Annotated in this window: 10 protein-coding genes; 8 read left to right on the forward strand and 2 right to left on the reverse strand. The window is 63.2% G+C overall.

Features of this window, described 5'->3' with window-relative positions; genetic code table 11:
* Positions 1–165: 165 nt before the first annotated feature.
* Genes bamA through lpxB form a run of 6 tightly spaced genes read left to right on the forward strand, consistent with a single transcriptional unit; the run spans position 166 to position 6,467 of the window.
* Positions 166–2,496, forward strand: coding sequence for an outer membrane protein assembly factor BamA (gene bamA, locus P1U55_RS08415; RefSeq protein WP_301047098.1), 2,331 nt, complete (start codon positions 166–168; stop codon positions 2,494–2,496).
* Positions 2,496–3,203: an OmpH family outer membrane protein gene (locus P1U55_RS08420; RefSeq protein ID WP_301047099.1), complete on the forward strand. Its 708-nt coding sequence runs from the start codon at positions 2,496–2,498 to the stop codon at positions 3,201–3,203. Before bamA ends, P1U55_RS08420 begins: the two co-directional genes overlap by 1 nt.
* Before the next feature lie 36 nt (positions 3,204–3,239).
* Positions 3,240–3,707 (forward strand): 3-hydroxyacyl-ACP dehydratase FabZ, encoded by a 468-nt coding sequence (gene fabZ / locus P1U55_RS08425; RefSeq protein WP_301047100.1) that lies wholly within the window; start codon positions 3,240–3,242, stop codon positions 3,705–3,707.
* Positions 3,704–4,501, forward strand: a complete 798-nt coding sequence (gene lpxA / locus P1U55_RS08430; protein ID WP_301047101.1) for an acyl-ACP--UDP-N-acetylglucosamine O-acyltransferase — start codon at positions 3,704–3,706, stop codon at positions 4,499–4,501. The genes fabZ and lpxA overlap by 4 nt, the downstream gene beginning before the upstream one ends.
* A 5-nt stretch (positions 4,502–4,506) precedes the next feature.
* The gene (lpxI, locus tag P1U55_RS08435) at positions 4,507–5,316 is read left to right on the forward strand and encodes a UDP-2,3-diacylglucosamine diphosphatase LpxI (RefSeq protein WP_301047102.1); all 810 of its coding nucleotides are present in this window, start codon (positions 4,507–4,509) and stop codon (positions 5,314–5,316) included.
* Complete coding sequence (gene lpxB / locus P1U55_RS08440; protein WP_301047103.1) at positions 5,313–6,467, forward strand: lipid-A-disaccharide synthase; 1,155 nt, start codon at positions 5,313–5,315, stop codon at positions 6,465–6,467. Before lpxI ends, lpxB begins: the two co-directional genes overlap by 4 nt.
* A 150-nt stretch (positions 6,468–6,617) precedes the next feature.
* Here lpxB and P1U55_RS08445 read toward each other — a convergent pair whose 3' ends face one another.
* Together P1U55_RS08445 and hemB are read right to left on the reverse strand one after the other, a co-directional pair.
* The gene (locus P1U55_RS08445; RefSeq protein ID WP_301047104.1) at positions 6,618–7,181 is read right to left on the reverse strand and encodes a YSC84-related protein; all 564 of its coding nucleotides are present in this window, start codon (positions 7,179–7,181) and stop codon (positions 6,618–6,620) included.
* A 187-nt stretch (positions 7,182–7,368) separates the two neighbouring features.
* Positions 7,369–8,370, reverse strand: coding sequence for a porphobilinogen synthase (hemB, locus tag P1U55_RS08450; protein ID WP_301047105.1), 1,002 nt, complete (start codon positions 8,368–8,370; stop codon positions 7,369–7,371).
* A 142-nt stretch (positions 8,371–8,512) separates the two neighbouring features.
* Between hemB and P1U55_RS08455 the strand changes: the two genes are divergently transcribed.
* Both P1U55_RS08455 and mfd read left to right on the forward strand, forming a co-directional pair.
* Positions 8,513–9,028: a component of SufBCD complex gene (locus tag P1U55_RS08455; protein WP_301047135.1), complete on the forward strand. Its 516-nt coding sequence runs from the start codon at positions 8,513–8,515 to the stop codon at positions 9,026–9,028.
* Positions 9,029–9,089: 61 nt separating this feature from the next.
* Positions 9,090–12,533 (forward strand): transcription-repair coupling factor, encoded by a 3,444-nt coding sequence (mfd, locus tag P1U55_RS08460; RefSeq protein WP_301047106.1) that lies wholly within the window; start codon positions 9,090–9,092, stop codon positions 12,531–12,533.
* Positions 12,534–12,537 lie beyond the last annotated feature (4 nt).

The following is a 12,537-nucleotide window of genomic DNA, read 5'->3' on the forward strand; positions in this document are numbered from 1 at the left end:
AGCAGGCCATTTCGACCTGTTGAAAAAGGCTCCTTCGGGGGCCTTTCTGCGCTTTGACACCCCCCGCCCGAGAGGGTATTCAGGAAACCAACGAAAACAGCGGTAAAAAAGTCCGGGGGGCATTGAGCCATGTCACGAGCAGGTGAAACCGGGGGCGCGCGCGGCATGCTCCTTGCAGGGGCGGCAAGAGCGGCTCTGGCTATTTCTTTCGCGCTACCAATTGCTTACGCAGTTGCACCAAGCGAAGCGCAGGCGCAGGCCTTCAGCTTTAGCCGGGTGGAGGTGAGCGGCAACCAGCGGGTTGATGCGGCAACCATCGTCTCCTACGCCGGAATCGCCCGTGGCGAAACGGTGAGCGCGGGGCGCCTCAACGACGCGTATCAGGCGATTTTGGCCTCCGGGTTATTTGAAAGCGTGGAGTTGATCCCGCGTGGCAGCACGCTGGTGATCGAGGTTGTGGAATATCCCACGATCAACGTGGTGGATTATGAAGGCAACAAGCGGCTGAAGGACGAGGCGCTGGCAACGGTTGTTGGCTCAACGCCGCGTCGGGTGTTTACCCCCAGCCAGGCCGAGGCCGACGCGGCGGCGATTGCTGATGCCTACCGGCAAGCGGGCCGGGTTTCGGCCACGGTGGAGCCAAAGGTGATCCGGCGCTCCAACAATCGGGTTGATCTGATATTCGAGATCACCGAGGGCCGGGTTGTCGAGAATGAGCGGATCAGTTTTGTGGGCAACCGCAAGTTCAGTGACCGGCGTTTGCGCGGCGCCCTTGAGACCAAGCAAGCCGGGGTGTTCCGGGCGCTGATCCAGAACGACAGTCTGGTGGAAGACCGTATCGAATTTGACAAGCAGGTGCTGCGCGATTTCTATCTAAGCCGGGGCTACATTGATTTTCGCGTGCAGTCCGCCACTGCCGAGATCACCCGCAACCGCGATGCCTTTCTGGTGACGTTCAACGTGCGCGAAGGCCAGCAGTTCAAGATCGGGGACATCACGCTGGTGTCTGAGATGGACGAAGTGGATGCTGATCTGTTTGAATCCGCGCTGCGGATCCGCAAGGGCCGGGTTTACAACCCGCAGATCGTAGAGACCAATATCTCGCGGCTGGAGCGTTTGGCCGCGCAGAAGGGCATCAACTTCATGCGTGTGGAGCCGCGGATCAACCGCGATGAGCGCAACCTGGAGCTTGATATCGAGTTTGTCATCAGCCGCGGGCCGCGGGTGTTTGTGGAACGTATTGATATTGAGGGCAACGCCTCGACCCTTGACCGGGTTGTGCGCCGCCAGTTCAAGGTGGTGGAGGGCGATCCCTTCAACCCGCGCGAAGTGCGCGAAGCGGCAGAGCGCATTCGCGCCCTCGGGTTCTTTGAAACGGCCAATGTGAACGCCCGTGAAGGCTCGGCGCCGGATCAGGTGATCGTGGACGTTGACGTGACCGAGGCGCCCACCGGCTCGCTTGGGTTTGGGGCGTCATACGGCACGGACAATGGCTTTGGTGTGAATGTCAGCTTTCAGGAGCGCAACTTTCTCGGCCGTGGCCAGAGCCTGGGCCTTGGGTTTGATACCACGGATTCGGCCAGTGCTTTCAACTTCAACTTCCGTGAGCCGGCCTTGCTAGGCCGGGAGCTGACCTTCGGGATTGATGCCGCCTACACCGAAACCGAATCTGACAACTCCAACTATGACACCCGCGTCGGGATCTTGCGGCCGTATCTGGCCTTCCCGCTGGGCGAGCAGAGCCGCCTGCAACTGCGGACGACGCTGGCCTATCGTGAGCTGTTCGGGATTGATTACGGTGATACGAGCACCGGCAGCACCGGCTCGTCCTTCATCCTGCGTGAGGAAGAGGGCGCTCGGTGGGATACATCGATTGGCTACACCTACACCTATGACACCCGGATCACCGGCCTCAGCCCCAATTCGGCGCTGCGATTCACCTTTGGCCAGGACATTGGCGGGGTGGATGGCGATAACGCCTATGTGCGCACCACGGCCAGCATGACCGCCCAAACCAAGGTTTGGAACGAAGCCGTGACGCTGAAGGCCGAGGTGGAAGGCGGGGCGCTGCATTACAACACCGGCGGCTCCACCGTGCTTGACCGGTTCAGCCTGAACGGCAAGATCCGGGGCTTTGAAACCAACGGGGTTGGCCCGCGCGATCTGAACGTGTCCAATGAGGACGCGCTTGGCGGTAACTTCTTTGCGGTGGCGCGGCTTGAGGCCGAGTTCCCGCTGGGCCTGCCAGAGGAATATGGCATCTCGGGTGGTGTTTTCTATGACATCGGCTCGGTCTGGGGCCTGGATCAGACGGGCGGCGGCGAAACCGGCACCGACCCGGTTGACGATGATTTGCACTGGCGCTCGTCGGTTGGTGTCAGCATTTTCTGGGATACGCCGATCGGGCCGCTGCGCTTCAACTTCTCCGAAGCGCTGATGATGCAGAGTTATGACAAGGAGCGGAGCTTCGACGTTTCGATCCGCACCGAATTCTGATGAGTATCGGGGCGCGGGTTTGGGGCTTGGCGCGTGTCGCCACCGGTCCGCGCCGGGGCCTTAGGGCGTTTGGGCAGGGGCTTGCTGTGGTGCTGGCCCTTGCTGTGCCGGGGCCGCCGGCGGGCGCGCAGGAAGCGGCCAGTATGGTGCTGACGCTGGATCAGGAGCGGCTTTACCAGTCCACCCTGTTTGGCCAGCGGCTTGAGGCGGAGCTTGCCGCCGCCCGACAGACGCTGATTGCGAAAAACGCCGAAGATCAACGCAATCTGGAGGCCGAAGAGGCCGAGCTGACGGAAAAGCGCGCAACCGTGCCGCCCGAGGAGTTTCGCGCGCTGGCCGATGCCTTTGATGAGAAAGTCACCGGGGTGAGGGCCGAGCAGGAGCGCAACGTGCGCACCCTCCAGCGGCAGATAGAACGGGCAAGGCAGCAGTTTTTCGGCGCGGTGGAGCCGCTTTTGCTGGAGGTTGTGCGCGAGCGCGGCGCGGCGGTGGTGCTGGATGCCCGCGCGGTTCTAATCAACACCGGCCAGTTGGATGTGACCGATGAGGTGCGCGCTCGCGTGGACAGCTTGCTGGGGGATGGTGGGTCGATCTCGGCGGTGCCGTCGCAGCAGGACCAGGGCGAAGAGGCCCCTGCCGATGAGCCGACCGGGAAGGAAGAGGACTCTGGCCTTGACCTGCCGCTTGGCACGCCGGTGCCCGACTGACAGAATTGACCGACCATTTGAGAGGATGCGATCCGCATGAGTGCTACCCCCGAGACCGCCGATCTGGAGATGATCCAGCGGGTTATCCCGCATCGCTACCCGTTCCTGCTGGTCGATAAGCTGCGCGACATCAAATATTGTGAAAGCGCGACCGGCATCAAGAATGTCACCTTCAACGAGCCGCATTTTCAGGGGCATTTCCCCGGTGCGCCGATCATGCCCGGTGTCACCATCATCGAGGCGCTGGCGCAAACCGCTGCGGTGATGGTGGGGGTCAGCCTTGAGCTGCAAGACAAGGGGATGCTGGTTTATTTCATGGGAATGGACGGCGTGAAGTTTCGCCGCAAGGTCGTGCCCGGTGATGTGCTTGAGTTGAAGGTCACGGTGACGCGCGGAAAGCCCGGCGGCAAGGTGTGGAAATTCCGCGGCGAGGCCAGCGTTGAGGGCGAGATGGCGGCTGAGGCCGAATTCACCGCGATGATGGATCTGGGGACAGCCACATGAGCGTGGCTTCCGGCGTCACCATCCACCCGACCGCCTGCATTGATGAAGGCGCGGTGATTGGTGCGGGGGTGGATATTGGCCCCTTCGCCTATGTGGGCGCTGATGTGGTGCTGGGCGACAGGTGCCAGGTAAAATCCCATGCGGTGCTCACCGGGCGCACCACGATTGGCGAGGATTGCACGATCTTTTCCTTCGCGGTGATCGGGGAAATCCCGCAAGATCTCAAGTTTGATGGCGAGAAGACGCGGCTGGAGATTGGCGCGCGCAACCGCATCCGTGAGCATGTGACGATCAACACCGGCACCGAGGGCGGCGGGGGCGTGACGCGGGTTGGCGACGATTGCCTGATCATGGCGGGGGCGCATGTGGCGCATGATGCGCAGGTGGGCAACCGGGTGATTCTGGTCAACAACTGCGCCGTTGCCGGGCATTGTGTGATCGAGGACGATGTGATCATCGGCGGGCTTGCGGGCATTCACCAGTGGGTGCGGATCGGGCAGGGCGCGATCATTGGCGCTGTCAGCATGGTGACCCATGATGTGATCCCCTATGGCCTTGTGCAGGCCAGCCGGGGCAAGTTGGAGGGGCTCAACCTTGTGGGGCTGAAGCGCAAGGGCGTTTCGCGCTCTGACATCACCGCGCTGCGGGCCGCTTACCAGATGCTGGCGCAGGGCGAAGGCGCGTTTCAGGATCGTGCCCGGCGGCTTGGCGATGAAACCGAGAGCGTCTTTGTGCGCCGGATCGTTGATTTTGTCACCGGCGAGAGTGACCGCTCCTTCCTGAAGCCGGAGTAGCCGCGATGCTGGCGCTGATTGCCGGCCAAGGCGGTTTGCCGGCGGCTATTTTGACCATGGTCAATGCGCCTGTCCACGTCTGTGCGTTGGAGGGCTTTGCGCCTGAAAACATCGCGGTGGATGAGGTTTTTTGCTTTGAGCATCTGGCGGGCTTTCTGGATGGGCTGAAGGCGCGGGGCGTGACGCAGCTTTGCATGGCCGGGGCCGTGCGCCGCCCCGGCATTGACCCAACCCGCGTGGAACCGGGCAGCGTGGCGCTGCTGGAGCGGGTCATGGGCGCGATGGCCAAGGGGGATGACGGCACGCTGCGCGAGCTTATTGCCATTGTCGAGGAGGCCGGGATCGAGGTGGTGGCGGCGCATCAAATCGTGCCAGAGCTGCTGCCAGAGCGCGGTGTGCTGACCCGCGTGCAACCGGGCGAAGCAGACCGAGCGGATGCGGCGCGCGCCGAGCAGATCGTTGCGGCGATGGGCCGGGCCGATGTGGGGCAGGCCTGCATTGTGGCCAAAGGGCAGGCGCTGGCGATCGAGGCGGCGGGCGGCACCGATTGGATGATCCGCTCCTTGCTGTGCCCGCCAGAGCGCGATCCGGCACTGCCGAGCGGTGGGCTGCTGTTCAAGTCGCCAAAACCGGGGCAGGACCGCCGCGCTGATCTGCCGGTGATAGGCCCCGGCACGGTGACTCTGGCGGCAGAGGCCAAGCTGCGCGGCATCGTGATTGAGGCGGGCGGGGTGATGGTGCTTCAGCGCGAAACCGTGGTGGCCATGGCCGAGGCGGCTGGCATGTTTCTCTGGGTGCGGGAGCCGGGGGCGTGAGGATATTTATCATCGCCGGTGAACCTTCGGGGGACAAGCTGGGCGCGGCGCTGATGGCCGGGTTGAAGGCGCTGGCGCCGGGAGTTGAGTTTCGTGGTGTTGGCGGGCGCGGGATGCAGGGCGAAGGGCTGCAAAGCCTGTTCCCGATGGAGGAGCTTTCGGTGATGGGGATCGCCGAGGTGCTGCCGAAGTATCGCGCCCTGATGCGCCGGATCAACCAATGCGCCGGGGCGGTGGTGGATTGGCAGCCCGATGCGCTGATCACCATCGACAGCCCTGATTTTTGCCTGCGGGTGGCGCGGCGGGTGAAGGCGAAGAGTGATGTAAAAACAATCCACTACGTTGCGCCAACGGTATGGGCCTGGCGGCCGGGGCGGGCCGAGAAGATGGCGCAGGTGATTGACCATGTGCTTGCGCTGTTCCCGTTTGAGCCGCCCTATATGGAAAAGGCCGGGATGAGCTGTGATTTCGTCGGGCATCCGGTGGTTTCGGAGCGGGTGGGAGACTTGGTGGAGGGCGCAGAGTTTCGTGCGGCCCATGGGCTGGGCGAGGCACCGGTGGTGCTGGCGCTGCCCGGCTCGCGAATTGGCGAGGTTTCGCGCCTTGGGCCGATCTTTGGCGAGGCTTTGCGCCCGGTGGTTGCGGCCAACCCCAAGGTGCGGGTGGTGGTGCCAACGGTGCCGCATGTGACCACGGCGGTGCAGGATATGGTGGCAAAATGGCCGGGCGATCCGGTGGTGCTGGACCCGCGCGCGATGAGTGACGTGGAGGCGCGGGGCGAAAAGCGCGCGGCCTTTGCGGCGGCGACGGTGGCGCTGGCGGCGTCGGGCACGGTTTCGTTGGAGTTGGCGGCGGCGGGGCTGCCGATGGTGGTCGCCTATGACATGAACTGGCTGAGCCGCCAGATCATTGGGCGGATGCTGCGCACCGATACGGTGACTTTGGTGAACCTCGTTTCGCAGACCCGCGTTGTGCCGGAATTCATTGGCGCAAACTGCAAGCCCGCGCTCATCGCCGAGGGCCTCAAGGCGGTAATAGGCGCGCCCGAAGCGCAGTATGAAGCGATGGCGGTGACGATGGCGCGGCTTGGGCGCGCAGAGGAGCCGCCGGGGCTGCGGGCGGCACGTTCGGTGCTGGCGCAGATCGCCTAGAGCATGTTGCTCAAAAAACGCGACACGCTCTAAGCGCGGTTACAGGCCAGTCGTTGCGGTCATCGGGTGCTTGTTGCTTTGAGCGGGCGGGCGCCCAAGAAAAAAGGCACCCCGGAGCGTGCCTTTTTGCCTGTCGTCCGGTGCGGGCGATCAGGGGATGATGCGGTTATATTTGGTGCCTTCGAGCGTGGCGCCAAGGATAAGCCCGGCCTGACCAAACACCACGGCAATAACTGGGGCCAGCGCGGTGAGGGTTTCGGCCGAAAGGTTGCCGGCGTTGTCGTTCAGCGCATATTCGGCATCGGCCCCGAGCGACCAGCCAGAACTGGTGCGGAAGCTGCGCAGGGCTTCGGGGGTCATGAAGAACAGCGCGTGGGCGTATTGCTGCGCGCCGATCTGAAAGCCGACATTGGCCTGAAGGGCGGCGTAATAATCAACCGTGACGTTATCTATCCGCAGCGCGCCGCGCCCGTAGGAGCCGCCCACGCCAAGGCCCGCCTTGGTGATCAGCGGCATGAAGAGGATTCCAGAGGCCTTTTCAGCCAGCCTTTGGGTGCCAGGATACTTGTTGAAGAGAAAGTTGCGGGTGCTGTCGACGCGCGCGTCGATCTTGCTTGCGCCGTTGGAGCCGATGCCGTTGCCACATGCCGAAAGCGCCGTGGTTGCGCCAAGCCCTGCGATGAATGCACGCCTGCTGGGGAAAATCTTGCTCATGTCCGCCTGTCCTTTTGCCTCGCCCCGGCTTTTTTGCCGGTTTTGTCTATGTATAGGGGGTTATCTGGCCCTTGTCACCACAAGTTGCGGGGGTGTTCGGCGGTTTTCGGCCTGCGGGCGGGGGTGGCGGAAAGACGCATGAAACGGTTTCTGAGCCGGGCTGGGCTATTGCCTTTTGGCCGGAGGATCACCCCTCCTTGAGGCGGCGGGCCATGCGGGGGGCGAAATAGGTGAGGATGCCCATGCATCCGGCGCGTTTGAAGGCCATGAGGCTTTCGGCCATGACCTTTTCACCATCAATCCAGCCGTTTTGGGCGGCGGCCTGGATCATCGCGTATTCGCCGCTCACCTGGTAGGCGAAGGTGGGCACGCCGAAGGTGTCACGCACGCGGCGGCAGATATCAAGGTAGGGCAGGCCGGGTTTGACCATGACCATATCGGCGCCTTCCAGCAGATCGCGCTCAACCAGCCGCAGGGCTTCATCCGAGTTGGCCGGGTCCATCTGGTAGGTGTTCTTGTCTCCGGTCAGAGCCGCCGAAGCGCCAACGGCATCGCGGAACGGGCCATAGAAGGCGGAGGCATATTTGGCGGCGTAGCTGAGGATCGACACGTTGCTGTGGCCGGTCTCTTCCAGTGCGCGGCGGATCGCGCCGATGCGGCCATCCATCATATCGGACGGGCCAAGGATATCGGCCCCCGCATCGGCCTGGGCCAGCGCCATTTTGACCAGCGCCTCAACGGTTTTGTCATTGACGATTTCGCCATCGACGACAAAACCATCATGGCCGTTGATGTTATAGGGATCGAGCGCGATGTCGGTCATCACGGCAATTTCGGGGGCGGCGGATTTGATCGCGCGGATGGCGCGGTTGGTGAGGTTCTCGGGGTCCCAAGCCATGGCGCAATCTTCGGTGCGCGCATCGGCCTCGGTATAGGGAAAGAGGCAGATCGCGGGGATGCCAAGGCTTGCCGCCTCTGCCGCGGCCTCGGCCACCAGATCAACCGTGAGCCGCTCGACGCCGGGCATGGAGGGCACCGGGGTGCGTTCGCCTTTGCCTTCACGCAGGAACACCGGCCAGATCAGATCATCCGCCGCGAGGGTGTTTTCGCGCACCAATCCACGCATGGCAGGGCTTTTGCGCACGCGGCGCAAACGGGCGGCGGGGAAGGGGGCGACGGTGGGGCGCATGGTACAAACCTTTCTTTTCGGTCACATCCGGTGGGTGGCATGGAAATTCGCTGGCGACAAGGCTTCCATTCCCCGGCGCAACAGGTAGATTGCGCGAACCTTTAAGAAAACGCCGCATGACGGCGGGGATTGAGCAGACGTGCTGGACTGGTACGAGACCGTTTTCGAGCTGATCGACATGCGGTCCTTTTCCAACCTTTGGTATTGGATTGCGCTGGCGGTGGTTTGGTCCACCTCCTCGCACTTTGTGCTGGGGGTGCCCTGGGATCTGGTGCAACGCGCGCGCCGCAATGGGGGCGATGCGGAGGACGACTTGCGCGACATGGTGCGGGTCAACGTGAACCGCCTCCTCTATATCACTGATATGTCTGGGCTTTGGCTGATTGCATTTGCCTTCTTCGCCCATAGTTCGCTGGTGATCCTTGGCTTTGCCTACGGCAGCGAATTCAGCCAGGCGCTGTTCTTGCTGGCCGGGCCGCTGACGGTGGTTATGGGACTCAGGGTGGTTTGCGCCCGTGGCATTCGCGCGGCGGATGGTGAGGGCCTCTATGAGCGGCTGGGGCGGCATCGCTTTATCACCCAGGTGATCGGGATGCTTTCGATCTTTGTCACCGCGCTTTGGGGCATGTTGCAGAACCTGTCGATCGGGGCGATCTGAGGGCCATTTTGCCCGCCGGACGGTTGACAATGCCGGGGGGCGGGGTAGGTCAGGCGCTCTGATGGCAAAAACCACACACATAACGCTAGGCGGCGCCCCCGAGGGGATGGACGCGCTGATGATCGCCCGCGAGCTGGAGCGCGGCGCGCCCGTGGTGCATTGCGCCCGCGATGACAAGCGGTTGGCCGAGATGCGCGCGGCGCTGGCGTTTTTTGCGCCCGGCGTGCCGGTGTTGGAGTTTCCCGGCTGGGATTGCCTGCCCTATGACCGGGTGTCGCCCAACGCCGATATCACGGCGCGGCGGATGGCCTGCCTGTCGGCGCTCGCCGGGGGCATGAAGGGCGCTTTTGTGCTGCTGACCACGCTCAACGCCACCATGCAGCGGGTGCCTTCACGCGAGTTGGTGGCGAGTTCGTCCTTTGTGGCGGTGGTGGGCGAGCGGGTGGATGAGGCGGCGCTCAGGGCATTTTTGGTGCGCATGGGCTTCAGCCAAGCCCCCACGGTGACCGAGCCGGGCGATTTTGCAGTGCGCGGCGGCATCATTGATATCTACCCGCCGGGTGAGGGCGGGCCGGTGCGGCTGGACCTGTTTGGCGATATGCTCGACGGCGCGCGGCGGTTTGACCCGGCCACCCAGCGCACCACCGAAAAGCTGACCCGGATTGAGCTTTCGCCCGCTTCGGAGGTGGTGCTGGATGACGCCTCGATCACCCGGTTTCGCCAGAATTACCGGATCGAATTTGGCGCGGCGGGCAGTGATGATCCGCTCTATGAGGCGGTGAGCGCGGGGCGTAAACACGCCGGGTTTGAGCACTGGTTGCCGCTGTTTCACGAGCGTTTGGAAACGGTGTTTGACTATCTGCCCAACGCCTCGGTGATGCTGGACGATCAGTTTACCCCCGCGCGGCTGGCGCGCTGGGACGGGATCGTTGACAGCTATGAAAACCGGCGGGAGGCGCTGGTTTCAAAGGCGCGGGTCGCCTCCACCTATAAGCCCGCCGCGCCGGATGCGCTGTATCTGGACGATGCCGCCTGGGAGGTGGCCCTTGAGGGGCGCAGGGTGATCCAGCTTTCGCCGCTGCCGCAGGCCTCCGGCCCCGGTGTGCTGGATGCGGGCGGGCGGATCGGGCGCAGCTTTGCACCGGAACGACAACAGGAAAATATCAGCCTTTTCGGGGCTTTGAAGGACCATGTTGAAGCGAAGCGGCGCGAAGGGCAGGTGGTGGTTGCCTCATATTCCGAAGGCGCGCGCGAGCGGCTCGCGGGCCTCATGGCCGATGAGGGGGTGCAGGGCGCGGTGGAGATCACCAACTGGCGCGATGTGCCCGAGGGCAAGGGCGGGGTTTTCCTTGCGATCTGGTCGCTGGAACACGGCTTTGAGGAGCCGGGGCTGACGGTGATTTCAGAGCAGGATGTGCTGGGCGACCGGCTGATCCGCTCGCCGAAAAAGAAGCGCCGGGCCGATAACTTTTTGACCGAAGCGCAAAGCCTCAGTCCCGGTGATCTGGTGGTGCACGTAGATCACGGCGTGGGCCGCTACAAAGGGCTGGAGCTGGTAAATGCGCTGGGGGCGGATCACGAGATGATCCACCTGGAATATGCTGAAGCCTCAAGGCTTTACCTGCCGGTCGAGAACATTGAACTGCTGTCGCGCTATGGCCATGAAGAGGGGCTGCTTGACAAGCTCGGCGGTGGGGCCTGGCAGGCCAAGAAGGCCAAGCTGAAGGCCCGTATCCGCGAGATTGCCGACCGTTTGATGCGCACCGCAGCCGAGCGGATGCTGCGCAAGGCCCCGGTTTTGGAGCCGGTGCCGCACGCCTGGGAGGAGTTCTCGGCGCGCTTCCCCTATACCGAAACCGAGGACCAGCTAAAGGCGATTGAAGAGGTGCTGGACGACCTTGAGGCAGGCCGCCCGATGGACCGGTTGGTGTGCGGCGATGTGGGCTTTGGCAAGACCGAGGTGGCGATGCGCGCCGCCTTCGTGACGGCGATGGCGGGGATGCAGGTGGCGGTGATTGCGCCCACCACGCTACTGGCGCGCCAGCACGCCCAAAGCTTTGCCGAGCGGTTCCGGGGCTTCCCGATCAAGGTACGCCAACTGTCGCGCTTTGTGCCCGCCAAGGCGGCGGCCGACACCCGCAAGGGGCTGGCCGATGGCACGGTGGATATCGTGATTGGCACCCATGCGCTGCTGGCAAAATCGGTGCGCATCCCCAACCTTGGGTTGATGGTGATCGACGAGGAACAGCACTTTGGTGTGACCCACAAGGAACGCCTCAAGGAGATGCGCTCGGATGTGCATGTGCTCACGCTCACCGCAACGCCGATCCCGCGGACACTTCAACTTTCTCTCACAGGTGTCCGGGATTTAAGCATAATTGGCACGCCGCCAATCGACCGGCTGGCGATCCGCACCTATGTGAGCGAGTTTGATGCGGTGACGATCCGCGAGGCGCTGCTGCGGGAGCACTATCGCGGCGGCCAGAGCTTTTATGTGGTGCCGCGCATCAAGGACCTGCCGGAGATTGAGGAGTTTCTCAAAACCCAGGTGCCCGAGGTGCCCTATGTGGTGGCGCACGGGCAAATGGCGGCGGGCGAGCTGGATGACCGGATGAATGCCTTTTACGACGGCAAATACGGCATCCTGCTGGCCACGACGATTGTGGAATCGGGCCTTGATATCCCCACCGCAAACACGATGGTGGTGCACCGCGCCGATATGTTTGGCCTGTCGCAGCTTTACCAGATCCGCGGGCGGGTGGGCCGGGCCAAGACGCGGGCCTATTGCTACCTCACCACGCGGCCCCGGCTGCCGCTCACGCCGGGGGCTGAAAAGCGGCTGCGGGTGCTGGGCACGCTCGATAGCCTTGGCGCGGGCTTTACGCTGGCCAGCCAGGACCTGGACCATCGCGGTGCGGGCAATCTGGTGGGGGATCAGCAATCGGGGCATGTGCGCGAGGTGGGCTATGAGCTTTACCAATCGCTGCTCGAAGAGGCCATTGGGCGGATCAAATCCGGTGAGCTGGAAGGGCTGACAGAGGATGACGGGCAATGGGCGCCGCAGATCAACCTTGGTGTTCCGGTATTGATTCCAGAGGCTTATGTACCCGATCTTGATGTGCGCCTTGGGCTCTATCGCCGCCTTTCAGGCTTGCACACCAAAGTAGAGCTGGAGGGCTTTGCCGCCGAGTTGATCGACCGCTTTGGCAAGCTGCCCAAGGAGGTCAACACGCTGCTGCTGATCGTGCGCATCAAGGCGATGTGCAAGAAGGCGGGCATTGCCAAGCTCGACGGCGGGCCGAAGGGCGGGACGATCCAGTTTCATAACGATAAATTCGCCAATCCGGCGGGGCTGGTTGAGTTTATCCAGGCGCAGGATGGGCTGGCGAAGGTGCGCGACAACAAGCTTGTGGTGCGCCGGGATTGGGCGAAGGCAAACGACAAGATCAAAGGCGCCTTCGCAATTGCCCGTGATCTTGCGGAAAAGGTGAAGACCGCCCGGTAACAGC

This window comes from Vannielia sp., from assembly GCF_029212645.1.
Classification (GTDB): domain Bacteria; phylum Pseudomonadota; class Alphaproteobacteria; order Rhodobacterales; family Rhodobacteraceae; genus Vannielia.